This is a genomic window from Mesorhizobium sp. WSM4840 (genome assembly GCF_055811755.1).
This window is the reverse complement of the sequence record NZ_JBVVQD010000011.1, coordinates 88,018-112,668: the sequence shown is the minus strand read 5'-3', so window position 1 is coordinate 112,668 and position 24,651 is coordinate 88,018. Positions and strand designations below refer to the sequence as shown.

Annotated in this window: 21 protein-coding genes and 3 pseudogenes; 18 read left to right on the top strand and 6 right to left on the bottom strand. The window is 59.7% G+C overall.

Annotated features, from left to right (window positions below):
- Positions 1 to 77 precede the first annotated feature (77 nt).
- Complete coding sequence (locus AC0L3I_RS16745) at positions 78 to 665, top strand: DUF1097 domain-containing protein (protein ID WP_473489254.1); 588 nt, start codon at positions 78 to 80, stop codon at positions 663 to 665.
- 87 nt (positions 666 to 752) lie between these two features.
- Here AC0L3I_RS16745 and AC0L3I_RS16740 read toward each other — a convergent pair whose 3' ends face one another.
- The 3 genes from AC0L3I_RS16740 to AC0L3I_RS16730 form a co-directional block, all read right to left on the bottom strand.
- Entirely contained in the window at positions 753 to 2,807 is a 2,055-nt protein-coding gene (locus tag AC0L3I_RS16740; protein ID WP_473527599.1) for a sigma-54-dependent Fis family transcriptional regulator, read from the bottom strand.
- 127 nt (positions 2,808 to 2,934) lie between these two features.
- Positions 2,935 to 3,408 (bottom strand): hypothetical protein, encoded by a 474-nt coding sequence (locus AC0L3I_RS16735; protein ID WP_473527598.1) that lies wholly within the window; start codon positions 3,406 to 3,408, stop codon positions 2,935 to 2,937.
- A gap of 202 nt (positions 3,409 to 3,610) precedes the next feature.
- On the bottom strand, positions 3,611 to 3,886 hold the full coding sequence (locus AC0L3I_RS16730; RefSeq protein ID WP_473527597.1) for a ribbon-helix-helix domain-containing protein: 276 nt from the start codon (positions 3,884 to 3,886) through the stop codon (positions 3,611 to 3,613).
- Between the two features lie 235 nt (positions 3,887 to 4,121).
- On the opposite strand from AC0L3I_RS16730, the pseudogene AC0L3I_RS16725 reads away from it, so the two are divergent.
- Together AC0L3I_RS16725 and AC0L3I_RS16720 are read left to right on the top strand one after the other, a co-directional pair.
- A pseudogene (locus tag AC0L3I_RS16725) lies at positions 4,122 to 4,446 on the top strand (VOC family protein); the annotation flags it as partial.
- Between the two features lie 172 nt (positions 4,447 to 4,618).
- On the top strand, positions 4,619 to 4,861 hold the full coding sequence (locus AC0L3I_RS16720) for a hypothetical protein (RefSeq protein WP_258116479.1): 243 nt from the start codon (positions 4,619 to 4,621) through the stop codon (positions 4,859 to 4,861).
- A gap of 794 nt (positions 4,862 to 5,655) precedes the next feature.
- On the opposite strand, the pseudogene AC0L3I_RS16715 reads toward AC0L3I_RS16720, so the two are convergent.
- A pseudogene (locus tag AC0L3I_RS16715) lies at positions 5,656 to 6,499 on the bottom strand (LysR family transcriptional regulator).
- A gap of 79 nt (positions 6,500 to 6,578) precedes the next feature.
- Between AC0L3I_RS16715 and AC0L3I_RS16710 the strand changes: the two are divergent.
- The 6 genes and pseudogenes from AC0L3I_RS16710 to AC0L3I_RS16685 all read left to right on the top strand — a co-directional run bounded on the left by AC0L3I_RS16710 (position 6,579) and on the right by AC0L3I_RS16685 (position 11,904).
- A complete protein-coding gene (locus AC0L3I_RS16710; RefSeq protein WP_473527596.1) occupies positions 6,579 to 6,929 on the top strand; it encodes an alpha/beta hydrolase fold domain-containing protein in 351 nt (116 codons plus the stop codon).
- A pseudogene (locus AC0L3I_RS16705) lies at positions 6,844 to 7,371 on the top strand (TetR/AcrR family transcriptional regulator); the annotation flags it as partial. The gene AC0L3I_RS16710 and the pseudogene AC0L3I_RS16705, both read left to right, overlap by 86 nt.
- A gap of 607 nt (positions 7,372 to 7,978) precedes the next feature.
- Positions 7,979 to 8,479 (top strand): type IV toxin-antitoxin system AbiEi family antitoxin domain-containing protein, encoded by a 501-nt coding sequence (locus AC0L3I_RS16700; RefSeq protein ID WP_473489499.1) that lies wholly within the window; start codon positions 7,979 to 7,981, stop codon positions 8,477 to 8,479.
- Positions 8,480 to 9,352: 873 nt separating this feature from the next.
- Entirely contained in the window at positions 9,353 to 10,177 is an 825-nt protein-coding gene (locus AC0L3I_RS16695; RefSeq protein ID WP_473527595.1) for an LssY C-terminal domain-containing protein, read from the top strand.
- A gap of 107 nt (positions 10,178 to 10,284) precedes the next feature.
- Positions 10,285 to 11,364 carry an AI-2E family transporter gene (locus AC0L3I_RS16690; RefSeq protein ID WP_473489501.1) on the top strand — a complete coding sequence of 360 codons (1,080 nt, stop codon included), beginning with the start codon at positions 10,285 to 10,287 and terminating at the stop codon, positions 11,362 to 11,364.
- Positions 11,365 to 11,604: 240 nt separating this feature from the next.
- Complete coding sequence (locus tag AC0L3I_RS16685; RefSeq protein WP_473527594.1) at positions 11,605 to 11,904, top strand: hypothetical protein; 300 nt, start codon at positions 11,605 to 11,607, stop codon at positions 11,902 to 11,904.
- On the opposite strand, the gene AC0L3I_RS16680 is transcribed toward AC0L3I_RS16685, so the two are convergent.
- The gene (locus tag AC0L3I_RS16680) at positions 11,870 to 13,855 is read right to left on the bottom strand and encodes an MASE1 domain-containing protein (RefSeq protein WP_473527593.1); all 1,986 of its coding nucleotides are present in this window, start codon (positions 13,853 to 13,855) and stop codon (positions 11,870 to 11,872) included. The two genes, AC0L3I_RS16685 and AC0L3I_RS16680, sit on opposite strands and share 35 nt — an antisense overlap.
- 668 nt (positions 13,856 to 14,523) lie before the next feature.
- Here AC0L3I_RS16680 and AC0L3I_RS16675 point away from each other — a divergent pair.
- From AC0L3I_RS16675 to AC0L3I_RS16640, 8 genes are all read left to right on the top strand, one after another.
- Complete coding sequence (locus AC0L3I_RS16675) at positions 14,524 to 15,843, top strand: tyrosine-type recombinase/integrase (RefSeq protein ID WP_473527592.1); 1,320 nt, start codon at positions 14,524 to 14,526, stop codon at positions 15,841 to 15,843.
- On the top strand, positions 15,840 to 16,595 hold the full coding sequence (locus AC0L3I_RS16670) for a hypothetical protein (RefSeq protein ID WP_473527591.1): 756 nt from the start codon (positions 15,840 to 15,842) through the stop codon (positions 16,593 to 16,595). The genes AC0L3I_RS16675 and AC0L3I_RS16670 overlap by 4 nt, the downstream gene beginning before the upstream one ends.
- Positions 16,596 to 16,772: 177 nt before the next feature.
- Complete coding sequence (locus AC0L3I_RS16665; RefSeq protein ID WP_473527590.1) at positions 16,773 to 16,997, top strand: helix-turn-helix transcriptional regulator; 225 nt, start codon at positions 16,773 to 16,775, stop codon at positions 16,995 to 16,997.
- A gap of 127 nt (positions 16,998 to 17,124) precedes the next feature.
- The gene (locus AC0L3I_RS16660) at positions 17,125 to 17,964 is read left to right on the top strand and encodes a ParB N-terminal domain-containing protein (RefSeq protein WP_473527589.1); all 840 of its coding nucleotides are present in this window, start codon (positions 17,125 to 17,127) and stop codon (positions 17,962 to 17,964) included.
- A gap of 15 nt (positions 17,965 to 17,979) precedes the next feature.
- Complete coding sequence (locus AC0L3I_RS16655) at positions 17,980 to 18,141, top strand: hypothetical protein (RefSeq protein ID WP_473527588.1); 162 nt, start codon at positions 17,980 to 17,982, stop codon at positions 18,139 to 18,141.
- Between the two features lie 350 nt (positions 18,142 to 18,491).
- Positions 18,492 to 19,550, top strand: coding sequence for an AAA family ATPase (locus AC0L3I_RS16650; protein ID WP_473527587.1), 1,059 nt, complete (start codon positions 18,492 to 18,494; stop codon positions 19,548 to 19,550).
- 8 nt (positions 19,551 to 19,558) lie between these two features.
- On the top strand, positions 19,559 to 19,930 hold the full coding sequence (locus AC0L3I_RS16645) for a twin-arginine translocation signal domain-containing protein (RefSeq protein ID WP_473527586.1): 372 nt from the start codon (positions 19,559 to 19,561) through the stop codon (positions 19,928 to 19,930).
- A 140-nt stretch (positions 19,931 to 20,070) separates the two neighbouring features.
- A complete protein-coding gene (locus AC0L3I_RS16640; protein ID WP_473527585.1) occupies positions 20,071 to 20,340 on the top strand; it encodes a hypothetical protein in 270 nt (89 codons plus the stop codon).
- 238 nt (positions 20,341 to 20,578) lie between these two features.
- On the opposite strand, the gene AC0L3I_RS16635 is transcribed toward AC0L3I_RS16640, so the two are convergent.
- Entirely contained in the window at positions 20,579 to 22,396 is a 1,818-nt protein-coding gene (locus AC0L3I_RS16635; RefSeq protein ID WP_473527584.1) for a tetratricopeptide repeat protein, read from the bottom strand.
- A 620-nt stretch (positions 22,397 to 23,016) separates the two neighbouring features.
- On the opposite strand from AC0L3I_RS16635, the gene AC0L3I_RS16630 reads away from it, so the two are divergent.
- Entirely contained in the window at positions 23,017 to 24,648 is a 1,632-nt protein-coding gene (locus AC0L3I_RS16630; protein ID WP_473527662.1) for an arylsulfatase, read from the top strand.
- The last annotated feature ends 3 nt before the right edge of the window (positions 24,649 to 24,651 follow it).

The window sequence follows — 24,651 nt, the reverse complement described above, 5'->3', positions numbered from 1 at the left end:
GGCCTGCACGGAGCGGGCCCGACGTTTTGGTTCGCTTGCCGGCCCGGCAAGCCTTTCTTTCTTGGGCGCCGCGGCTGATGCCATGGCTTTTCCGTATCGGGACGTCAGCGAAGCGCGGTCCTGAAACGAGTTCTTTGCTTCGCAGTTTGGAAAAATGGGAGGACAATATGGATCTTATCACAGGACTGGCCGTCGTCATCGGCATTATGGGCGGCATTGCAACGTGGGCAGCGATCACGATCGGCAACCCCTATCTGCTGATCTGGGCGGTATTTGTGGGCTGGGGGAGTTTCTATCACTGTGGCGGCAAGGAAGCCGGGTTCAAGAATTCGGCGCTTGCAAACCTTTGGGGAGCGATCTGCGCCGCCAGCGCATTGATAGCACTGACGTCTATTGGTGTTACGGCTCTCACGGCCGGCATTTGCGTCGGCGTTTCAATCGTAGTCCTGATTCTCGCTGCCAAGCTGCCATTGCTGAGTGCGATTCCATCAGCGGTCTATGGCTACGCAACGACTGCGGCACTTTTTCTGCTTGGCGCTGCCGCCTATGGCGAGGGTCCAAGCGGCATCAGCAAGGTCGCGGCAGCTGTGGTGATTTCGCTGATCATTGGCAACAGTCTCGGCTACGTCTCCGAGAAAGTGACAGCTGCTGTCGTGAAGAGCTGATCTAACCCCCGCTACCGCTTCAGTGATTGACTTATCCCAACCCCGTGGCGCGAATGCCGCGGGCTTCTTTCGTGCCGGTGACAGGCTCTAGATGAAACCGCGGCGGATGCCGTATTGGTCGAGCTTGCGATAGAGCGTTGGCCGGGAGATACCGAGCCGCCGTGCGACCCGACTGAGGTTGCCGCCTTCGGCTGCCAATGCGTTTTTCATCGCCTGGCGTTCCGCCTCGACGAGCGTGCCTACGTCCTGCGGGGTCGCTGCACTGCTGTTCGATCCGGCTTCCGATTCAGAGCCGGGCGCCGTGATCTCCTCGGGAAGGTCGTAAAGTCCGATGTCGCGGCCGCGCGCCAGGACATGCAACCGCCCGATGAGGTTCTTCAGTTCGCGCACATTGCCCGGCCAACAATAGGCAAGCATGGCATCGAGCGCTTCGTGCGAGAATTCCAGCGGCTCCTCTCCTGCTGCAGCAGCGATCTGCCGGTTGAAATGTTCGGCCAGCAGCAGCACATCTTCGCCGCGCTCGCGCAGCGGTGGAACAGTGATCGAGACCGCGCCAATTCGATAGTAGAGATCTCGGCGAAAGCGGCCTGTTGCAATTTCCTGCTTGAGATCGCGATTGGTTGAGGCGACCAGGCGTACATCCACCGGGCGACCCCGGCTGTCGCCAATGCGGTGCACTACACGCTCTTCCAGCACACGCAGCAGGAACGGCTGGATCTCAAGGGGCAATTCGCCGATCTCGTCGAGACTGAGGACGCCACCATTGGCGAGCTCGAAAACGCCCGGTTTGCCTTCCCGCGAGGCGCCGGTAAAGGCGCCGGCGACATGGCCGAACAATTCGCTGCCGAACAGGTCTCTGGTAATCGCCCCGCAATTCATCGCAATGAACGGATCGTTTGCCGTGCGCCGGCTGCCGGCATGGACAAGCCGCGCAAACAGCTCCTTCCCGACCCCTGTTTCACCTTCGACCAACAGCGATGTTACGCTGCCCGACCGAGCGACGCGGCAGGCGACGTCGATGGCAGCCTGCAGAGCTTCGCTTTCGCCGACGATCATCGCGACAGCATCCTGAAGATGCTTGTTCACTTCCCGGTGGACGACCGTCACGCTGGAGACTGCCGGCACGGAGGGGAACACCAGTGCCGCGCCGCGGAGGTCGCCGTCGAGCTTGAGCGGCGTGATGTGGCAGGATCGCAGATGGGCCGGCAGCGCTATGGCAAGATCGGCTTCGGAGCCGGAGGACGGAAGGTTCATCAGCCAGCGGCCACGGCCTGGCTCCATCGGGCCGTCCATCATCTCGGTGGTCTCGCCGTCAGGCACATTGTTGCAGAAGATAGCGCGGCCGCGATGGTCGACGATTACCAGCCCGTCTTTTCGGCGGTAGCTGGGAGCCGATGAAATGAAAGCTTCGAGCAGGCGCGTGCGCTGTTCCTGCTGCTGTTCGGCCAATGCCTTTTCGATCTGCCGGGCTGTGGCGGCGACGAGCGCGGTGTTGTGCGGCCTGAAGATCGGCGAATAGCCTGACAGGTCGACGACACCGATGATCTTGCCGTCCAGCGGGTCGCGGATCGGCGCGCCGGCGCAGGTCCAGGATTTGATCCCGGCGCAGAAATGCTCGGCCGCATGCACGAAAGTCGGCTCACCGGTCCACAGCGCCGTACCGATGCCGTTCGTCCCGACGGCATCCTCGTTCCATTTGCCGCCGATGGCGAGGTGAATATCCATGCCGTCATGCAGCGTCTTCTTGTCGCCGATGGCGTCGATCAGCACGCCATCGCTGTCGGCCAAAACCAGCATCGCGCCGGTCCCGTCCAATAACTGGCCAAGGGAGGCGAACGACCGCCGCGCCGCCGAAAGTAGTTCTGCATTGGCCCGGGTCAGATATTCGATCTCGTCGCGATCACTGCTCAGTGGCGCTTCAATGCCTTGAGCGTTGATGCCGCCGGTGGCGCTGCGATACCAGGAATCGTGAATGAGGGAGCGGACGTGGCTTGGGTGGACCGGATCGCGGGCACTTTTGGGTTCGTCAGCCAGAAAATTTTCCCAGGCGCGCATGGTGGCACGCTCGTCATAGTCGATGTTGCTCAGAGCCATCTGGCCGGTGGCCAGCGAGGTACGCGCCGGAAGGGCATCGATCTTCATCTGATTGGGGCTATCTCGCGTTTCATTCAGTCATCACAGAACCTTTGAGGTATGCCATTTCTGTATGCGTCGCATTCGTATACTGCACGAGTTGGGCGCGAAGAAGGATGTCCGGGCGTGTGCCTGATCAGTTGATGCCGAGTTTCGCGCCGATGTCGAAGGCAAGCTGTTCTTCGGTATAGGTGGCAGCGAGGCGGGATCCGTCCATGTCGGCAAGCGCCTCGGCAACGATTTCGTCAACCGGCGAGAAGAAGCCATTCTGCTTTGTTGCCAGCACGAAGACCTGGTCGCCGCCGCGGTCGCGGATATCGCCGATGTGATGAAGTTGACGGCCGGTGTTCCGATCCTTCGAAATTACGCGGCCGTTCATGGTGACCTGGATGGACGGCTTGGCCTCGGCCACCGATGCCGCGCCGCCACCGACATGGATGATCAGGCCTTCCGCCTTGGGTTGCTGGCGTGGCTTTCGCGAAGCTGAATAGCCGCCACCGCTGATCTGGTCGGCAAGGCGGACGATGGTCGAGCGGTTCTGCTCGATCAGTCTTTTGACTTGTGCGTCCTCGCGCCGCGGGCCATCCCGCTTGGAGATAATCTCGACCATGAATCCTCCCAGATTCGATCCGCGTCGCCGTCGATACGGCTCATTCTTCTCTTGAAGCGAACCCTACACCGCCTCGGCAAAGTTCGCCATTGATATCACATAGCGCTAAAATTCAGGTCGCTGGTAGCAGGTGGCTGCTACACGGGATTTTCCGGTACTGGGCGCGTTTGAGCAATGCCCGCGGGCCAGGCTACCTTGCTCTTCAATTCCGCGGCTTCGCCGTCGAGTGGTCGCCTGTCGCGCATGTAGTGCGCAGCATGGAGGCAAAGTTCGGGATATGGCCGTTGATCTCCAGCGCTTCGTCGTAAAGCGTCGATAGGAACTTTGGCGCCGTCATCCCCTGTCCATGGGCGATCTCGTCCAACAGCGTCCAAAAAGTGGCCTCGAGCTGGATGCTCGTCGAATGGCCACCTATTCGAACTGAGCGATTGACTAGCCGATACCCCTCCGGATCCTGCCCGGCAAAGACCTTACACATGCGAAGTCCTCCCGTTTGATATGCTCTCGGCGAAAGCGGCTTCTGCGCCCATTCGCCGGGATGGTACCATCTAAAGCGCATTTTCCGAACCATTTGCAGTGACTGCAATCGGGCTTTGGTGCGTAAACCAGCCTTACGCCAATTTCTCGACGTGGTAACCGGCTGCCACCCCTTTTTGCAGCCAATGGGCCACGGTCGCCGGTATTTCGGAGACGACCGCAAACTGGAGGCTCCTTTGGCGAAAGCAATTCATTCGATGATCCGGGTGGTAGAAGAGAACCAGTCGGTGAGTTTCTACAAAAGCGCATTCGGACTCGATGTTGCGGACCGGTTGGATTTCGACACGTTCACATTGGACTATCTGCAATGCGGAAGGCCGATTTCGAGCTTGAATTGACGATCAACAAGGGCAGGGGTGAGCCCTACGCGCTTGGCGACGGCTATGGCCACATGGCTCTTTGCGTTGATGATCTCGAGGCAGAACACGAGCGCTTGGCGGTAGCAGGTTTCAATCCGCGGAAATTGTCGAGTTCAATCACCAAGGCGCGTTGCTTGCGCGTTTAGCGGCAAGCGGCATCGTCAAGAGTTGGCTAATATAGATGAGCCCGCTTCATCCAATCGATGGATGAAGCCCATATGGGCCGGTGCTAATTTGATGCATGGCGCGACTTACCCCTGCGCCACCTATGGCAAGGCCAAGGGCAAGAAGCCCGCTGGCTCTACGGGCTAAATATGAGCAAGACGACTCTCATTGCTATCGCTATCCTCGCGATCAGCGTCGGCTATGCCGAAGCCGCGGACCGTAAGGTCGAAACCGCACCCCTCGGGACGTACGCCAATTCGAAGAACCTGCCGGTTTGCACCGCGTCAAGCTCGCTCTTCGAAGTCCTCGGTGACAAGTGTTTTCTCGTCAAGGGTTCGATGATCTATGGCGACATCGCCGAGCTGTCCCAGATAATCACTTTGGGCTGGTAGCCGGAGCAACAACGGCGCTAGACGCCAATCTCCGCAGCCTTACGCCGACACCACTGCTATCGGCCGTGCCGTTGATCGAACTGCTGGAGACCGACAGCGGCACGATTGAGCTGGCCATGAATAGGATCGTCGCCCGCCAGCGAATTCCCCTCATGAAAAGTCTGATCGCGAGATTGATTTGATTTAAAGCCGCTTCTTTGCGCGTGAATCGCAAGAGCTTTCCCAGGGGCGGTGAGGGACGTGGCGATCTTGTCGTCGACATCTGCGACTTCCCCTGACTCAGCATCTGTAGCCCGGTATGTAGCCCAGCAGCGAGCATACGCCGATTGGCGTACCCTGCATCGATACCTAAGTGTTTGAAAATATTGGCTCCCCGAGCTGAATGGAACTGCGAACTTTGAGTCGCCGATCGCCCTCAAACCTACACCAGGGCCCACCAAGCGGATTCGCAAGCGCGATCGCGATCGTGCGGAGAGGATTAGATTGGCGGGTGGGCCCAGGCCAACGCTGAGGGAACGCGCGGTCGCGCTCGCCCTGGAGAAGGGCGAGGTTCGGGCGAAGGAACTGACCGACATCGGCGTTCCTCGCTGCTACCTAGCCCGCATGTGCGACGAGGGCTTGCTCATCAAAGTCGCTTATGGGCGCTATCGAGCGGCCCTTCCTAAGGCAGCTTGATTCCGGTCTTTCGGAATGAATGACGTAGCAAGGGGAGCGGGCGCGCAGTGGGTCCTGTGCCCGACGCTCTAGATCAGCTCGCACGCCCCATGCCGAAGAGGTGAGAGCCGCCCGCATTTTCAAGCCTCCATCAACCTGGAAGACAGGAATTCGATGAAGCGCTGCGTCTTGGCTGGAATAAGGCGAGTTTCGGTGACGGCGTAAATGCTGACCGACGACCCCTGCCATTAGGGCAGGATGCGTCGGAGCCGGCCAGAGGCCAAGTCTTCGGCGACGATCTTCTCGGCAAGCAGGGCGATGCCCTGGTGGTTGACCGCCAGGGCGCGGATCATCCCGACGCTGTTGAGCGTGAAGCGGCCGCGAACGCCGACATCGACCTTGTTCATCTCCTGGTGCAAAGTCCAGGTCGGGCTCCGCGGCATGCAGATGCATTCATGCTCCGCCAGGTCCGCCGGTGTGGCGGGCTCGCCCGACGCTTCGATATAGCCAGGAGACGCATAGAGGTAGCGCGAATGCCGCCCGATCAGGCGAGTGATCAGACTGGAATCTTCCAGTCTGCCGATGCGGATCGCCACATCGAACGGCTCGGCCACCAAATCGACGCGGCGTGGGGTCAGGTCGAATTCGAACGTGATGCCGGGATAGTGCCGATGATCGGCGTGAGGTAAAGCGTGGCGAGGTCGACCGGGAGCGAAACCCGTAGGACGCCGCGCCGAGCTGTTCGTGCGCCAGTCGCGCCTCGTCGACGATTCGCTTGCTCCGTTCAAAATAAAGCTGACCGGCCTCGGTGAGCTCGATCTTGCGCGTTGTGCGATGCAGGAGCCTCAAGCCGATCGCCTTCTCCAGCTCGCTGATACGTCGCGACAGCGTGGAGTTTGGCATGCCGAGAGCCTCCGCAGCCTTCCGAAAGCTCCTGGCTCTGGCCACCTCCACGAACAGCGCCATGTCGTTCAAATGGCTCAACTGATTGCTCCATAGATGGGAATATGATTTCAATTCTGCCAGGTTTATCCCGAGTTCGGAATGGTGGACAAGGACTCCGATGAATGGAGAACCCAATGAATCCACTGTTCACCCCGGCCCGCTCGCAGGCGACAGCCACCAGACGAACCGCTTCCTCGACGTGAACCTCTACGGCGGCGCGGACTACATTCGCAGCTACGCCGGCGCGGAGGATCTCGAACATCCCCATGTCTCTCCCCTGTTCGGAAACTTCGAGTTGGGCTGGACCCAGACGCTTCTGGCGACGGGAACACGCGACCTGCTTCTGTCCGATACGGTGCGCATGCACCGAGCCCTTCGGAATGCAGGAGCGTTGGCAGTTCACGCTGCGGGAGGTCGCCCGCCGGGCTGGCGTAAGCCACGCGGCACCCTACAAGCACTTCCCCGATAAGGCCGCGCTGCTTGCGGAGATCGCTATGATTGGGTTCGACCGGCTGCGCGAGTCCCTATCGGCAGCGAAGTCTGAAGCGCCGAAATCTCTGCGCGACGAAATTACTCCGATAGCTCGTGCCTACGTCGCGTTCGGAACGGACAACCCGGCTCTCTACCGCCTGATGTTTAGCGCGGAGGAGGGAAAAGCGGTGGGAATGCATCTCAATGAGCGGGCGCTGGCGGTATTCGATGTTCTCCTCGAAATCCTCCGGCGCGGCCAGGCCGCGGGGAGCATTCGCAAGCGGCCGATAGAAGGTCAGGCGGCAGCCGCCTGGGGACTCGTCCACGGCATGACCATGCTTGCGATCGATGGGCTCTTGGTGCCCGAGAAGGTGGGATCGGCGCCCTTGGATGCGGCCTTGAGCACGCTGGTGGAAGGGCTGGGGAACCCAGCAACATGACGTTCCGGACGGCTGTTGTGCAGACTCATGTGAGCGGCCGGGGACTTGTTTCCCGGACGTCGCGCAAAAGTGTGCAGCGGTTTTGCGATAGCGACATGCGTAAAAACAAAACCTAAAGCGCGTCGCATGAGGCCGGTCAAACGCGACGCGCTTTAGTCCCATTGGTACATCCTGGCGAGGGAGAGGACTTGAAATCCAACCTTCTCCACGGATCTGCGATCACCTTCGTAGTTGTCGGCTGATGCTGTTCAGTCGACCTGTTCAATCTGCGGGCCTGGGTCGACCGGCGGAGCCGGCGTGCAATCCTGCCCCTTGCATTCCTCGACAGGGTTATCGGCTGGTGGAAGGCAGTTTTGGCCTTCGCAATGAACTGCCGGCTCCGGCGCTTCTACATGGTTAGGCGGAACAAGCTGATCCTCAGCGCGAACGGCCGGCATTGCTACGCTGATCATGCCCGTGCACAAGAGCGCAATCCCAAGCAATTTCATTTTCGCCTCCCTGTCTGGCAGCGAGCTGTACCCTACACTTTCAAGCTGCGGCCGCATCCTCTAAGCCGCGAACGACGTTAACACCGGGTTTCAGTGCTGGCCGGAAGGGAGCGGGCCGAATGATCAGCCTGTCGCATGTCGGACGCAGGCCGGATAGGCGGCTGCGGTCGATGCGGTGGGTCGGGCGGATCAGCGGCACATCGGCGAGGGACACTTGGATTGGCCGGATCGGCCTACAGACTTTCGCCACGTACGAAAGCGGCTCTGGAGTGGAACCGCGTGTAAGCGGCGTTCGCAATTTTGATCTGAAGTGGCTCCCCGGGCTGAACGAAACTGCGAACTACGAACTGCCGATCCCCCTCGAAACTACGCAACAGCCCACTATCAAGATTCGGAAGCGCGACCGCGAGCGCGCCGAGCGCACCCGATTGGCCGGCGGGCCGAAGCCATCCCTCAGAGCGCGCGCTGTCGCACTCGTACGCGAAAAGGGTGAAGTGCGAACGTGCGATCTAACCGACATTGGAATTCCCCGCTGTTATCTGGCCCGCATGTGCGATGAGGGTCTGCTCGTCAAGGTCGGCTACGGCATTTATCGCGCCGCCGATCAGGAGGCAGCATGACCCGATCTTGGCCAATTCCCGGAGAACGGCAATGTCTGCAGCGGTTCGATCGCGCGAATAGAGGTTATGGCGGGAAATCGGCGACACGGCGCTGAAAATCCATGTCGAATAAAATGATGCGGCGGGTTCTGGGCATCCGTTTCATCCAGCACCGGAGTGTTATTTCACGACCCACACACCCAACAGGGTGCAGCGTATGTGTCGAGAGGCCTCGCCGAGTTCAGTTACGCGGGTTGCCATTGCCCCCAACAGGCGACTGGTGCCTTCGTGGCGCAGATCGTGGAAATTCAAATCATCGATATTCATTCCCGGAAGGCGCGTCGGAATGTGGTTCCAGATGATTTGCCATTATAGGGAAGGATGGACCTTCGTCCGCAGTGGCCAAACGCTGTTCTTCGATTATGTTCCTGCCAAACTTGATGACTTGCTCGCGATTGAGGTCGGCCAGGCAGGTTCTCGCCTACAACATGAAGCTGATGATCAACATCTTCGGCGTCAAACGACTCATGCAGACCATTGCCGCCTAATCAGAACCAGCCACCGGCCCGCATCCAAAACCTGCCTGCGAACCCGTCGTCCCGAACGATGTGCGCGCAGCCGCGTTTTCACACGGTCTCGGTCAAAGCGGTCATTCGCCAACGTCTGTTTCGCGCCCAAAAAATGCCTTCCATCGACGTTTGCATACGAATGGACCGGCCGCGCGGTTCGGGACCAACAAGACCTTTGCCGATAGCACTTCCCCAAAGAGCAATATCGTGACGACGAAACGTGAGGTAGAAATGGTCTGACGGCGGCTATGCTGAATCGGCAGAATCCGGGCACGAACCGGGAAGTCGACGCCGAGGCTATTGGCGCCATACGGGACAATGAATTTTGAGGACACTTACGCGGTTATTCCAGAGATTTCTCATCATCTGTCTGGGAGTAGTCAGCGTTTGGCTCATAGTCTTTATCGTTTTCGATACTGCGGACCGCAGACTTCCATGGGTCCTAGCCGTAGGTCTTACCTACGGGCTTGCTGCCTATGTCATTTTGCCAAACGTAGTCCGAATGGGCCTTAAGGTTCTGCACCGGAGACTCATTCCTAGATACTCAATCACCGGAGACGGCTTGCCCGGCGATCCAGTAAATCTAGTCCTGATCGGGACCCGTCAACAACTCTGCGATGCATTTGCAGCAGCGGGCTGGTCAACGGCTGATCGTTTGGGGGTTGCAAGCTCGTGGCGGATGGTACGAGCGTTCCTGCTCAACTCTTCGTATCCCACTGCCCCATTCAGCACGCTCTATCTCTTTGGACGAAGGCAGGACATGGGTTTTCAACAGCCCATCAACGACAGTCCGCGCAAGCGCCATCATATCCGCTTCTGGGCGCTGAGCCTCTCCCACTCGAGCGACGATATCACGGCAGCAAGCTTCTGGCTAAATACGGATAGACCGCCGAACGATCAGCGTGTCCTGTGGGTCGGGGCGGGCACCAGAGATACCGGATTATCGCTAACCAGGCTGACGCTCCAAGTGACACACGCTACCGATTCAGACACGAATGCTGAACGAGACTACATAGTCACCCAGCTGAAGACGAAGCGGGTGATCGGGGAGGTCGTATTGCACCAGTCCGGTTCACGTCTGCAGACCGGAATGGTCAACCATTACATTACCGATGGTGAGATCGCCTTCGCCAGCTTGATAGAGAATTGACAAAGGAAAAGCTAACCGTCGCCCCTCCATTGGATCCGAGGACACGTGCGCCGAGATCAACAAGTGGCCGACAGTTGAGCTCGAAACGGGATGTGGGGAGAAGGTCGATGAGAATTGCGCAACCAGCTACGTTCTGGATTGGGGTTTCCGCAGTCGCCTTGGTTGCGCTGGTGCTGTTGCGCGAAATTCTGCTGCCATTTGTCGTAGGCACATTGCTCGCCTATCTCCTCGTTCCGGCGGTCGACAGGTTGGAGCGGTTCGGGATCAATCGAACCCTTGCAGCACTAGCCGTCTTCTTGCCGCTGATCGTGGGCATTATCGGGGTAATGTTGGTCATGCTCCCGGTAATTATTGGCGAACTCAGATTTTTTGTTGAGGAGTTTCCCCGCTACATCACGCGTCTGCAGTCCCTTGCGACCAATGCAAGTGGCCCCTGGATGCGTAGTGTCATGGGTGAGAATCTTCACATCGAGCAATCGTCTGTCGATGTCGTGAGGACGGTGGGCAGCAAATGGCTCGACGGCGTCGTTACCTCGCTATGGTCGAGCGGAAGAGCCTTGATTTCTCTTCTTTCCCTGCTCGTCGTCACGCCAATCATCGCCATCTATCTGGCGATTGACTGGCATCGAATGATTGCAACGGTCGATGGCTGGTTTGCTCCGGAGTACCGCGACGATGTTCGGGCGCTGGGGCGCGAAATCCACGATACTGTTGCCGGCTTCGTGCGCGGTCAGGTCGTCATCTGCCTCGTTCTTGCCGTCATTTATGCCGCTGCTTTGAAGCTGACCGGACTCAATCATGCCATTTTGATCGGCATCACTGCAGGCCTCATCAGTTTCGTTCCCTATCTCGGGGCAGCCACCGGGATCTTGGTGTCCGTCTGCGTTGCGGTGGACCAGTTCTGGCCCGATTGGGCACCTGTCGCTGTTGTGGGGGGCATCTTCATCGTTGGTGAAATGCTTGCCGACTATGTGCTGTCGCCGCGCCTCATCGGTCGTCGCGTCAACCTCAATCCAGTCTGGATGATGTTTGCGCTGTTCGCCTTTGGGTGGCTGTTTGGCTTCATCGGTGTCTTGCTAGCGATACCAATCGCGGCTTCGCTAGGTGTTATCCTGCGCTTCGCGAGGCGGAAATCTCTAGCAAGCGCGGGTCACGACGTTTCAGCCGGTTCTAGCACGGATACGTGAGCGCGGTTCTCGCAAAGCTGAAGTCAAGCCGGTCGAGCCGACGTATTCCTTGAGAGCCGAAACTCCAGTTTGGAGGAAATTACCTGTGGCAGGTCAGTAACGTTCAGGATAGAGGTGGGCCCAATGTAATGTGTTGAGGAGCCGGTGACTTCACCCAGCCACCGCGACCCGCCCACAGCCGGGTCGTTGACGGGCGTGCGTATCCTCTTGGTTGAGGATTCCTGGCACCTCGCAAGAGCTATGACGAGGCTGCTTAGCGCGTTGGGGGCTGACTTGGCCGGGCCCGTTGCAACCGCAGCCGACGCCGAGCGCCTCATCTCCGAACGCCGCCCTGATGTAGCGCTCGTCGACTTTAGCCTCCGAGACGGCGAGCCCGCCCATGACCTGATCGACCGTCTGCAAGATCAAGGGATCAGTGTCATCGTCATTACCGGCTACGAGGTCGTTCCGCTAGCACCGGGCAAAGTTGAAGCTATCTTGCATAAACCCGTCAGCGCGGCACATCTTATTGCAACGGTGCGTCAAGTGACGTCGCGCTAGCTGCTGGATGGCCGGAAGTGGCTCCCTTTATGTCTGTCACGGTCACGGCCTTGACAGGAAACTCTATTCTGCAGCAAACGCCGTCGGATGCAAATACGAGGTCGACCGAACCGCCGAGCTCGTGAGGGATAAGATCACGAATGAGGCTGACGCCGTATCCGCATTGCGGCGAAGCCGCAATTGCGGGGCCGCCAATCTCACGCCATACGATCGACAGGTTTGTCGCATTCTCGCTAGGCCCGCGGTTACAGACCACCTCCACCCGCCCGTTTCTGGTCGACAGTGCGCCGTACTTCGCAGCGTTCGTTGCCAGCTCGTTGAGCACCATCGCCAACCCCTGTGTCTCCGCGACCGTGAGTGTGAAGTTGGAGCCACGGATCGTTGTGTTTGCGTCCGTCGCGTAGGGCGCAAGCTGATGGCGGACAAGGTCCATGAGGTCAACGCCGTGCCAACGATTCTGGCTGAGTAGCGAGTGGGCGGCGGCCATGGATTGAATGCGCCTATCGAGTGCTTGAATGTATTCGTCCAGCGAACCACTGCCCGGGCTCGTATCCGTGATGACGACGGAAACGCGTGCCAGCAAGTTCTTGACGCGATGATCCAGTTCGGCGACCAACAGGCGTTGGTGCTCCTCAGACCGCTTGCGTTCGGTGACGTCAACAGTGAGGCCCTTGAGGCATACAAGGCGCCCCATTGCATCGAACTCGGCCTTGGCCACTTCCTCTAGCCAGACTTCCCAACCGTCGCAGCGCTTGAAGCGGAATGTTACGGTATATGTGGGGCTTTCGGGGCGGACACCGCGGACGAGCGCTTTGAAGCGCCCGCGGTCGTCCGGATGGACTCTCGAGAGAAAGTTACCGGCGGTCAGCGTTTGCCGCGGCTCATAACCCAGGATCTGCGCGGCGTTTGCGCTGCGCAGCGACGAGCCCGTCCGGACATCCCAAACGAACGCCGTGGCCGCCCCTGCCGACAGCGCCTCTTGCAAGCGGGCTTCGCTCTCCATGAGCGCGTCCTCGTGCTGACGCCGCTCGGCGAACAGCGCAGCAAGGACGTATGCGCAGAGCGCAACCATCAGTGTGCCGGCTTGAGCGGCAAGGATGCGGTCCGCAACCGGAAGATCCGGGTCGCCGAAATGGCCAATTCCAAACGTCGTCGTCCACACTATTGCAACGGCAACAATGAACGCCGCTGCCGAAGCGAAGATCGGACGGCAACGGGCCGCTATCCACAAGAGTAACGGGAATAGTAGCGCGATCGGCACTACTGTTTTCCAAGGCTCCGCTGGCAGGGAAATGACGACGAGGCTCATCGCGGCTACCGCCGCCAGAGCCAAGAGACCTTCGATTGCCTCGCTTTGCGGCGGCGGCTCGCGTGCTGCTGAGGCGAGGCCGATCACCAGCGGCGCAGTCGTGACGATGCCAAGCGCGTCGGATAAGAACCAGTTTTGCCAAATGGCAAAAATCGATGTCGTCGCGCCATAGAATAAAGTGAACCCCAAGCTCCCGCCGATCCCGGATGCAGCGGCACCGACGATCGCCGCCCCTAACAGTCCCAGCACGTTGCGCAGGCGGTTGAGACTCACTCCGGAACCGAAGTAGCGCTCGATCAGACTAGCTGTAAGCAGGGCTTCCACCCCATTGCATACGGCGAAGACGGTGGCGCTCCCGAGGTCTCGGTCACCCAAGAGATTGGCCGCGATGGTGGCGATCATCGTCCCAACCACAACCCCCAATCGCGCTCTTGGCCCAAGGGCGATCAACGTGCCCGCGGCGATACCAGCGGCGGGCCAGAACACGGCAACGCCATCAGGAGTGAGTAGGGAAAGGCTTAACTGTGCCGCCAGGAAATACGCGATACCGACGACAACAGCGAGCCAAATTGAACTCGTCCACTGCCGCGTCTGGTCGGCGGCTTCGGAACCTTGAGCTTGGACTCGTAGATGCTGCAGCATGTCACCGCCTCAGTCACACTGTCATAAATAGCACAGGATGTGTGATGCGAGTCGATCTCTAGTCTCATGGTCATGGTGCAGCTGGAGGTGGGCTTGATCGCTGCTGTGTAGTTTTGGGATCGGAATGTCCGGATCGGCCAAATCTTCCGGTTCTCGTGTTGGAAGGTTCGCCGGCCGAATCCCTGGGACGGCTCGTTTCGGCGCAATCGCGCCGGGAGCATGTCTTTTCACGATGTCGCCGCCGAACTTACGATGAGGGCTTTGCGGACCTAGGCGAAGGCAAGGCGCCACGCTAACTTACCCTGACTTCGATAGGCATCTCTGCTGTTTACAACCATTTTAGCAGAAGCGAACCAAATTGAAGCGTAAGGAAACATCGCACACTGCGCGCAGGATCGCGCCGTATCGTAGAAAAGGCGGTGGCTCCCCGGGCCGGATTCGAACCAGCGACCAACCGGTTAACAGAGGGTTTCTAACGCGATTTTCTGCGTCGGCGTGCGACAGCACGAAGTTCTAAATGCCTTTTAATACCAATGCTTTAGCGCTTCATCTCGTCGCTAGCTGTCGCAGCCGGTATCGACAAGGCGCATAGTTTTGTGTAGATCATCCTGTAGATCACTCACGGAACCCTAGGCAAACCGGTTGTAGCCGGGTTGGTCGCTGGACAAATGCCGAAACTCGAACTCACCGACAAATTCTGCCAAACCGCGAAGGCCGGTTCCGGCCGAAAAGCCGACTATTTCGATACGACAGCCAAAGGTCTTGTACTGCGCGTCTCGGCGGGTGGGCAAAAGACCTGGTTCGCCGTTTACGGGCCGCCGAATAAGCGGCAATGGTTGAAGCTCGGCACCTATCCCGAAATACCCCTTGGCACCGACAAGGGCGCTCGCCAGAAGGCCAAGGACACGCGTGCCAGCGTACGAGACGGCGGCGACCCCGTGGCCGCCAAGAAGGCGCACGCCGCCTCGATGACCGTCTCTGATCTGGTGGAGAGCTATCTTCTTCGCCGAGCATCATCGCGGCGGTCTGTCGATGAGATCGCGCGCCGGCTGCGCAAGAATGTGTCCGGCTATGACGCTGACGGAAAAAAGATCGAGAAAGCATCGTCAGGCTGTATCGGCGACCTCAAGCTCGCGGAGCTGCATCGTCGCGACATCACCAAGGCGATCGATGCGGTGAAAGACCGGGGCGCGGCTGTCGAGGCAAACCGGGTGTTCGAGGATCTTCGCGCCATGATCCGATGGGGGCGCGGTCGTGGCGATCTGGACAGCAACTTGACCGAAGGCATGGCGAAGCCCACCGAAACGGTCGAGCGCGACCGTGTGCTGACGGCCGAGGAGATCAGGACGATGTGGGCGGCCCTGCCGGATGCCAACATGCGGGAGAGCACCCGCCGCATTCTGCGTCTTTGTCTCGTTACCGGCCAACGTGTTGGCGAGATCGCCGGCATGTTGCGCGGCGAACTGGACCTGACACGCGGCCTATGGACGATACCAGCCGGGCGCGCGAAGAACGGCCGCGACCATGTTGTCCCGCTGTGCAAAATGGCAATCAGGATCATCTGTGATCAAATCGCAGACGTGAACGCGCTGTCGGAGCGCAAGGGCAGGGCGGTTCCGCCTTTCGTCTTTCCTGGACCCGGCGCCAGCGCAGCCGTCACCGGCGCATCTGTTCCGAAGGCGGTGAAGCGAGAAGAAATCACCAAGCGCGGCGTGGCGACGATCCTAGGCATTGCGCCGTGGACGCCGCACGACCTGAGAAGATCGGCTGCGACCGGCATGGAAGAAATCGGCATTTCGCCATTTGTTATCGGGCACGTCCTCAACCACATCTCCGAGACCAAGGCGAGCATCACGTCGCGGGTCTACGCCAGATATTCCTACGACAGGGAGAAGCGCGAAGCGCTCGACCTATGGGCCGATCGACTCGTGGCCATCATCGACGGCGAGGGCAACGTCGAGCGACTGCGAGCGGGGGCGCTGGCATGAGCCGGTCGGCGCATTCTCCATTCGACCCCGAAACCTTCCTGAGCCATGCGAGGAAGGCTGCGCCGATTACCAGGGAAACGGAAGTGGCCATCAGCGGCCTTGTTGCGGAATCCATTGATCGCTACCTCGAAAATTTGGACGAATTCTTTGAGAGAGAGAGCAGCCGGCTCAGGAGAATTATCAAGGGGTTAAACACGGCACTTGCAGGGATCATTGCCAAGGAACTGACTATTGACTCGGACAGCGGCTTGGCGCCTTTCCATGACGAGGCCAGCGCGTTTGCGTGGTTATGCGCCGAGGGAGAGAAACCAATTTACATAGGCGGGCAGGGAGACTTTACCGTAGGCGGTCGCGAAGAGTTTTTCCAGCTTCAGCGCGACTGGGCTGTGCGCAATCTGTGGGACGTTCGAAAAGAGAAAGAAGCGCAATATTGGGACCTGCTCGCATGGCACGATTTTCGAGGAAAGGATCACTGGAACCGACCACCCGAGACACCCGCCAGACTGCCGGCTGATCTCCAGAGCCTCATGTATGACCTATGCCAAATCTGGCATGACCACGTTGACCCGCAACTTGGGCTACCAAGAAGAGATCCCGACCCGGACAATCCCCTACTCCGTTTCATAGACGCGGGTCTGACCACAGCCCTCGGCGACCAGAGGCCAGCGATGAAAACCCTGCTCGACTTCGTCTCGAAACATTGTCGTCCTTTGATCCGTAGAAAGGACGCAAAGAGGAGAGGCGCTGTTTGACGCTCAAACGCGCATAACAGCACCATCCGGATCTCTTGAAAGCCAGATGGGTGGCCTGACCCGGGCGCCAGCCTTACCCAAGGTGGACTTATCTCCAGCGAGAAAAGTCCACGATGACATAAGGCCGCAACGGGACGATCCTTCACGCGTCAACATGAATTCGCGCGAGGAAGGAAGATGCAGCCGACTGATCCCTTCGAAGAGATTGATGATCTGATTGATGAGGATGGCGCCTGCCGCACTATCGGCGGCAGAAACACGCCGATCCACCGCTCCACTCTGTGGCGGGGTATCAATGCCGGGCGTTACTCCAAGCCTTTGAAAGTTGGACCGAACACCAACCGCTGGCGGCGCCATGAGCTTATCGCGTGCCTCCAGAAGGCAGCAGCTGCACGAAACTGAAGTGCCGGATAACAGGAAGCCCCGCGATTCTGGAGAGCCAAACGGCTTTCGAGGGCGTGTATCGGACCTACTTGGTTCGACCCGGTCAAGCGCCGCTCGGCTCTCTCCAACAATGGGAGTAGACGTGATGCAATTGGGTTCTATCCAAACAGGAAACTGGCGTGAAGCACTGGCGGTGCATCCTGCAGCAGATTTGCTTCCACTGCTCGAGCCCGAACAACTCGCCGAACTTGCAAACGACATCCAAACCAACGGCCTTCTTCAGCCGATTGTCTTCTTCAAAGACACCGACGGCAACGAGGTTTTGGCTGACGGTCGAAACCGAATTGACGCGCTGCAACAGCTCGGGTTGGTCAGTATTGGGAATGGCGGCATTACAATCGAAGGCTACCCAGACGGCGCCTGGAAGCGCGAGGATGACCGCGCCGGGCTTGACCCATACGGATATGTGATCGGCGCGAACATCCGGCGCCGGCATTTGACCGCTGATCAGAAGCGCGAACTCATCGAGAAGCTGATCAAGGCCGATCCGGAGAAATCAAATCGCCAGATCGCGGCGATGACCGCCGTTTCGCATCCGACCGTCGCGGTGGTCCGGAGTGAACTCGAGGCGAGGGGAGACGTGGAAAAATCTTCCACGTCAGTTGACACGCGCGGCCGGCGGCAGCCGGCGCACAGGGTTGCGTCGAGGGCGACGCCTTCGCGCCGGCGGGCCAGCAATTCGCCTCGGTCGACGTCGAAGTCGCGCATTCCGAATTCGCATGCAGAGAAAATCCTGGGGATCATGGGCGCCATCCACTCCTTGGCCGGCAACTGCCTAGACGTGAAACCGCATGATCTTCTGTCCGGGTGTAGCAGCGAGGCGAAGCGCTCGACCTTACTTGGGTCGGCACGTCTAGCGCGCGACTGGCTCGATACTTTGCTCGTTGAGTCCAACCCCCCGCCATCATCTTCCTCATCAGAATGAAGAAGGAAACGAACAATGTTTTACGAAATCGGCGCCCGTTGCAGGGTGCAGCTCGCTTACGAGACTAGAAGTGGGACGCGCCGCGCCATTGGCGCCATCGTTGTTCGCAAGCGTTTTCGCAAGGGCCACGGCGACAGCGTCGCCCACTCCATCCACCATTTCGTCCTCCACAAATAGCGCCGGGGGTCTTGCATAGGAGCCCGCCAATGCTCGTTCCTGCTGTTGATCAAACGGCGCGCACAGCGGCGGAGGGCATCGATGGATGCGTATACGGGGTAAGCCCGATGTCAGACGAGCCCGAGCCTACTTCAATCCTCGCAGCCCTGGGGCGTATCCGACGCTCACAACTTGTTGACGAGGACGCCGGCCGGAACGAGCCTCCGCCAGAGACCGACCCTCCGGCGCCCAACACCACCCCAGCCGAACGCATTGAAGATACCGCAGCCTTTTCCGAGGCAGCCGTAGCGTTTCGCACTCAGCGCAGGCGGTCGGAGCAAAAGCTGCCATTGCCCTTACAAGGCGAACCATTGCCACCGCTCGCCTCGTCCAGCGCAGCGATCTATGCCGGTATCGCACCTCCGCCGCGCGCGTTCGTCGACGCGGCAAGCTTGATCCCCTGCCGCAACATTACGTTGCTTTCGGGCGACGGCTCGACCGGCAAAAGCCTACTGGCCATGCAGCTTGCCGTTGCCATCGCCGCTGAAACGACTTGGCTTGGGATCGCTGTCGCCTGCGGTCCGGTCCTATATATGTCAGCCGAGGAAGACCAGACGGAAATCCACAATCGGTTGCACGAGATTGCCGTCGCCGATGACATCGACCTCGCCGGCGCCGCCAACCTCGAGATCGTCTATATGGTAGGACAGGACGCGACGCTGGCTCATGAGGGCCCTGGCAAATTCGATGCTGAACTGAACCTCGACGGCAAAGCATTCCGGCCGGACGGCAAGACGGCCGCCACGCTCAATCCGCCGGCGTTCGGATTGGCCGGTGTAAACAATCACACATGGACCGGAGCCTGGGGCACGGTGAGCTACTGGAACGCTTATGTCGGCAATCTCGAGATGCACGGGAAAGGCGTGTTTTACGATCCGCGCCTTGATGACGCCGAGAAGTATCCGGTCGCAGCACGAACGAAGCAGGGCCACAAACAGGACAAGCAGGACCGGATTACAGCCAAGTTGCCGGCGCTCCATTTCTATCAGCTCTCGCTGCCGACACCGAAACCGCCGGAGGGCGCCTTCGACAGCGCGGCCGCAGAAAAAGGTGAGGCACTTTTCAACGATAAGGCCAAATGCGGCACTTGCCACGTGCCGCCGCTCTTCACGGAACCGGGCTGGAACCTGCATACGGCCGACGAGATAGGTATTGACGACTTCCAGGCGATGCGGTCCCCAGACGAGCGTTACCGGACGGCATCGCTGCGAGCCCTTTGGGACATCGAGAAGATCCACAAAGGCGGCTTTTACCACGACGGGCGGTTCGCCACGCTCAACGATGTTGTCGAACACTATGACGGCCATCTGGGCCTTGATCTGACCGATCAGGAAAAGAGTGAACTGATCGAGTACCTCAAATCGATCTGACCCGGCACTTGACGGCACCGGCGCTTCTTTGGGTTGCTAAGGGAGGAAAGATCATGAAAGACGATCGTGGTGCGGCAAACGGCGGGTCGGCACACGGTGAGCCAAGCCAAACGCTGTCTCGCCGGAAATTTCTGAAGGTGTCGATGACCGGCGCGGCGATTGCCGGTGCAGGTGGGCTTGCTTCCTGCATGACGGGCCAGCCTACGGCGCGAGGCGCGGGAACAACGCCAAAGCCTGTGGTGCTTTATCAGGATTCTCCAAACAAGGGTCGCCGGTGCGGCGGCTGCAAGCATTTCCTTGAGCCGAACGCATGCGAGATTGTCGCTGGTGAAATCAGTCCGGATGGCTGGTGCCGCTTTTATAAGGCGCGGCCGGCCTGATCGGTCGAGCCGAGCGGAGACTTCGTTGCGTGCGCTGCAGGGATGGTCTGCGGGCATCGTCGGTGTGAGCGACGACGATATCGCAGCACAATAGGCATTCGACCCGTCCGCAGTCAGAGCCCTGGATAGGAGATTCGGATATGGTCTCAAAAGCCGTTCTGCTCTTGAGCATCGCGCTTGTTCCCGCGTCAGCGTCGGCGCAGCAGGAAGGCGTGCTCCATAAGGTCGATACAAACGTCTTCAGGCCTGCGCATCAGCCCTTCAGCGAGGATATCGTGACGCGGCTGAAGGTGCCGGAAGGTTTTGAGGTAAGCGTCTTCGCCCGCGACCTCGGTAATGCCCGGATGATGCTTCCGGCCGGGGCTAAGGTTGACATCGCCTCTTCAACCCTAGGCAGATCGTCCCGTTGACTTAGAGCGAGGCGAGGCGGCTTGGCACACGGCGGAAGGTGCGCACGGGGTTTCGCAGAGTGCGCACACAGCAGGGGGAAGTCGACCCGCCGGAGGAAATCGCAACAGCGACGTCACGCAGGCTCGTCGACAAGGCGGGAAATGACTGGGCTGAACTTGCAGGAGTTTGAGACTTCGTGATCGCCTGCGGATATGCACCCTCGACATGCGGACGAAAGTGGTCGCCGCACTGTGCCAGTCAGGGGCGATTTTCAGCTGCGGCTGCCGGCGCATCAGGTTCAGTCCACCCAGCCGTGCGCAGGCCGACAATGAGGGGGTCGAGGATGCTGTCGAGCGGGTGGAAGCGGCGCCAGACGGCGGCGGGATCGCGGTTGAAAGCTGGTGCCTGCTTCGCCATCGTGTCCAGGGCTTCCTGCGCAGCGGCGCGGTCTCCCAGGGCGCCGTATGCGATGGCGAGCAACGCTACCCCTGTGGGATCCCCGGCCGCTGAGTGTTCTGCTGAGGCGAGCATCTCTCGATAGCGTCCCTCCAGGTAGAGGTTGACTGTAACTGGATCGTAGTACCAACCCGGTGGATTTATGGTCCTCGCGATTGCACGTTTTGCATATGCGATGCCCTCCTCCCAGCGGCCCCGATAGGAGAGCCGCCAGCCAAGCTGCGCCATCGTCTCGGGGTCGTTCGGGTTAAGTGCCAGCGCCCGGCGCTGAATGCGTTCGGACTCGCCGAAGTTGCCGAGGTGGTACTGGACTGCCGCAAGCGCCTTCAACGCAAGCATATTCCTCGGGTCTATCGCGACTGCCTTGGAGGCAAAATCGAGCGCATGTCCCATCTCGCGCGGAGCCTCGGCGTCCGGCACGAATGCGTAGCGTGCCGCGTCGAGGTGCAGCCAGCCGAGCAGAGCCCAGGGTTCGGCGTAGTCAGAATCGCGCGCGATCGCGGCCTCGAGGCACGCCAGGACCGGCTGACGAAGCTCGTCCCGGAAGGTGCGGCGGTAAGTGTATGCACGCAGCACGCAGGCATAACTAGCCATGCTCGGCTCGACGCCGCCTGATAGGCGGGCCTCCATGTCGTGGTTGAGGGCGCCGTAGGGCTGGCCCAATGCCGTCGCGATGCTCGCTGCCAGCTCGGCGTAGGCGCGGACCAGCGCGCCTGGCGTCGGTGTGCGGTCATAGGTTTCGCTCCAGACGACCCGTTCGGTCTGCGCGTTGAAGAGCTGCGCCCGGACCCGCACGATCGTTGTGTCGGAGCTGACGCTGCCCTTTACAACGTAGCCGACCCCGAGGTCGCGTCCCAGCGTTGCCGGGTCGGCACGCGCGTCCAAGCTGAAGCTCGCGCGTATCGAATAGAGCCTGAACGCCTCGAACCGCATCAGTTCGGTGATCAAATCCTGCGTGAGGCCGTCGGCGAGGTAGCTGTCCTCCTCACCGGTGCCGAACGTCTCAAAGGGCACAACTACAATGGCTGGACCGCGCACCTCCTCCGAGCTCGACGTTGGCGCGCCGTCGATCCAGAGCCACAGCCCGCCTGCCGCCGCGAAGAGCGCGACAAGCAGGCCGGCCAGGATGAGGAGCCCGCGTCGGCGCCCGTCAGCACCATCTGCCTCGCTGGCGGCGGGTGCTGCGCCCGTTGCACTAACAACCGTCGCTCCGCTGACGTCGGAGCGCGACGCCTCCGTGAGCGCCTGGTGCCAATTGAAATGCGGGACGTAGTGGCCTTTCGGAATAGTGATACGCACGGGGTCGCGGGCGCCAGCATCGACGTAGTAGCTGTCTAGGTCGCGCCGCAGGCGCCGGGCTTCGAGACGTACGACCGGGTCGGATTGGGACTCGAACTTTTCGTCGCGACCAAAGATCGCAAGTGCTAGTGAATACCCCTTGAGGCCGCCAGCGCGCCCAGCGAGCGTCTCTTCCACCAAATATCGAAGGAGCGCCCGCCGCCGCGGGCTTGCCTGGAGACTCGCACTGTTCAGGATACGTTCCAGCTGCGCCAGAATCTCAACCGCCGGCGGACTGCCTATTGCATCGCCGTAACCGGACGAGTTGAGTGTTGGGGTCATCGAATACCCTTCCACGCCCAGCTTTAAGGTAACGTGGCATGCCGCACAAGGCTGGTTGTCGCATGAAGCAAAGTGCGTGAGCAAAGCAGATTAGCACATCGAAAACGCCTGTGTGACATCCGTGGTGGGCCGGTTAGCTTGCCATTGGGGGTGGTGCACACCCTGTTCGTACCTGTTCGTACCTTCCCCCCAGCGGACTTCAGAGTGATGATCCTTCCGTTGCAACGACCTCGCTGACGGGGCGGAGCAAATGGACAATGTCGCAGCCGTCGTGACTAGGTTCCCAGAGCGCGAACTGGAAATTCGTCGACAGTACGCTCGCGACCCCAAGTTCGTGGAGGTTTGCGACGACTATTGCGGGGTGCTGGAAGCACTTCGACGTTGGCAAGGGGCCGGACCTTCCGGAGCAACGCAGGCTGAGGACTATCGCAGAATGCTTGACGAATTCGAGCTGGAGATACTCGGGATCCTCGGCGTTCCGAGAGGACGCCGTCCAGGCCTTGGCGACGTTTGAACGGGCCGGCGAGGAACGTAGGAAGAGACAACCGGCGTAGAAGATGACACATCAAAGAGGGATATGTGACATGAAAGTAGCAACAATACTAACCTGCATTACAACAATGACGGTTGGCGTTTCCCTGCTAAGCAGCCTTTCGATTGCCCGTGCCCAGGACGCGCAAAAGCCCAACATTCTGTTCATCGTCTCCGACGACACGGGCTATGGCGACCTTGGCCCATACGGCGGTGGCGAGGGGCGCGGCATGCCCACCCCGAACATTGACAAGCTCGCCGAGGACGGCATGACGTTCTTCTCGTTCTACGCTCAGCCGAGTTGCACGCCAGGCCGCGCCGCAATGCAGACCGGCCGGTTCCCTAACCGCAGCGGAATGACTACGGTGGCCTTGCAGGGCCAGGGCGGCGGGCTTCCGGCGGCTGAGTGGACGCTGGGCTCGGTGCTGAAGCAAGGCGGCTATCACACCTATTTCACCGGCAAATGGCATCTTGGTGAAGCCGACTATGCGCTGCCCAACGCTCAGGGCTATGACCAGATGAGGGCTGTGGGGCTCTATCATCTGAATGCCTACACCTATGCGGACCCCAAATGGTTCCCGGACATGCCAGATTCATTGCGCGAATTCTTCCAGAAAGCAACCAAGGGCGCCCTGTCCGGCAATGCCGGGCAACCCCCGAAGGAAGATTTCAAGATCAACGGCGAGTATGTCGATACTCCGGTGATCGACGGTAAGGAAGGCGTCGTCGGCATCCCATTTCTGGATAGTTACATCGAGAAGGCTGCACTTGAATTCCTCGACGAAGCTGCCAAGACACCGAACGAGCCTTTCTATATCAACGTGAACTTCATGAAAGTTCACCAGCCCAATATGCCGGCGCCAGAGTTCGAGCATAAGTCGCTGTCCAAGTCGAAATATGCGGACTCGGTCGTCGAACTCGACACCCGCATCGGCCGCATCATGGACAAGCTGCGCGAGACCGGCATGGATAAGAACACGCTGGTTTTCTACACGACCGACAACGGTGCCTGGCAGGACGTCTATCCTGACGCCGGTTACACACCATTCCGGGGTACCAAGGGCACTGTACGCGAGGGCGGCAATCGTGTTCCGGCGATCGCTGTATGGCCGGGTAAAACCAAGCCGCGTTCCAAGAACCATGAAGTTATCGGCGGCCTCGACATGATGGCGACGTTCGCCGCTGCGGCAGGCGTTAAGCTTCCGGAGAACGACCGGGAGGGTAAGCCGATCATCTTCGACAGCTATGACATGACGCCGGTGCTGAAGGGAGAAGGCAAGTCGCCGCGCACCACGTGGTTCTATTTCACCGAGAATGAACTTTCTCCCGGCGCAGTCCGCTATAACAACTACAAGTTTCTGTTCAACCTGCGTGGCGATGACGGAGCGTCGACCGGCGGTCTCGCAGTAGACTCCAATCTGGGATGGAAAGGTGCGGAAAAGTACGTCGCCACCGTACCGCAGGTGTTCGACCTGTGGGCCGATCCGCAGGAGCGATATGACCTCTTTATGAACAACTTCACCGAGCGCACCTGGATGGCCGTTCCCATGCAGGAAGAACTGAAGAAGGTCATGCTCACATTTGTGAAATATCCGCCCCGTAAGTTGCAGAGCTATGGCTACACCGGTCCGATCACGCTTTCAAACTATCAACGGTTCCAGTGGGTTCGTGATCAGCTTGAGAAGGAAGGCGTGAATATTGCGCTGCCGACTGGCAACTGATCG

Excerpts from the sequence above, each read along its gene's own strand:
- AC0L3I_RS16635 (WP_473527584.1), bottom strand. The coding sequence starts at position 22,396 with ATGACCCCAACACTCAACTCGTCCGGTTACGGCGATGCAATAGGCAGT.
- AC0L3I_RS16720 (WP_258116479.1), top strand. The coding sequence starts at position 4,619 with ATGAGCAAGACGACTCTCATTGCTATCGCTATCCTCGCGATCAGCGTC.
- AC0L3I_RS16670 (WP_473527591.1), top strand. The coding sequence starts at position 15,840 with ATGAGCCGGTCGGCGCATTCTCCATTCGACCCCGAAACCTTCCTGAGC.
- AC0L3I_RS16710 (WP_473527596.1), top strand. The coding sequence starts at position 6,579 with ATGAATGGAGAACCCAATGAATCCACTGTTCACCCCGGCCCGCTCGCA.
- AC0L3I_RS16665 (WP_473527590.1), top strand. The coding sequence starts at position 16,773 with ATGCAGCCGACTGATCCCTTCGAAGAGATTGATGATCTGATTGATGAG.
- AC0L3I_RS16675 (WP_473527592.1), top strand. The coding sequence starts at position 14,524 with ATGCCGAAACTCGAACTCACCGACAAATTCTGCCAAACCGCGAAGGCC.
- AC0L3I_RS16630 (WP_473527662.1), top strand. The coding sequence starts at position 23,017 with ATGACGGTTGGCGTTTCCCTGCTAAGCAGCCTTTCGATTGCCCGTGCC.
- AC0L3I_RS16735 (WP_473527598.1), bottom strand. The coding sequence starts at position 3,408 with ATGGTCGAGATTATCTCCAAGCGGGATGGCCCGCGGCGCGAGGACGCA.
- AC0L3I_RS16680 (WP_473527593.1), bottom strand. The coding sequence starts at position 13,855 with ATGCTGCAGCATCTACGAGTCCAAGCTCAAGGTTCCGAAGCCGCCGAC.
- AC0L3I_RS16685 (WP_473527594.1), top strand. The coding sequence starts at position 11,605 with ATGACGAGGCTGCTTAGCGCGTTGGGGGCTGACTTGGCCGGGCCCGTT.
- AC0L3I_RS16690 (WP_473489501.1), top strand. The coding sequence starts at position 10,285 with ATGAGAATTGCGCAACCAGCTACGTTCTGGATTGGGGTTTCCGCAGTC.
- AC0L3I_RS16655 (WP_473527588.1), top strand. The coding sequence starts at position 17,980 with ATGTTTTACGAAATCGGCGCCCGTTGCAGGGTGCAGCTCGCTTACGAG.
- AC0L3I_RS16660 (WP_473527589.1), top strand. The coding sequence starts at position 17,125 with ATGCAATTGGGTTCTATCCAAACAGGAAACTGGCGTGAAGCACTGGCG.
- AC0L3I_RS16700 (WP_473489499.1), top strand. The coding sequence starts at position 7,979 with ATGATCAGCCTGTCGCATGTCGGACGCAGGCCGGATAGGCGGCTGCGG.
- AC0L3I_RS16730 (WP_473527597.1), bottom strand. The coding sequence starts at position 3,886 with ATGTGTAAGGTCTTTGCCGGGCAGGATCCGGAGGGGTATCGGCTAGTC.
- AC0L3I_RS16740 (WP_473527599.1), bottom strand. The coding sequence starts at position 2,807 with ATGAAGATCGATGCCCTTCCGGCGCGTACCTCGCTGGCCACCGGCCAG.
- AC0L3I_RS16745 (WP_473489254.1), top strand. The coding sequence starts at position 78 with ATGCCATGGCTTTTCCGTATCGGGACGTCAGCGAAGCGCGGTCCTGAA.
- AC0L3I_RS16640 (WP_473527585.1), top strand. The coding sequence starts at position 20,071 with ATGGTCTCAAAAGCCGTTCTGCTCTTGAGCATCGCGCTTGTTCCCGCG.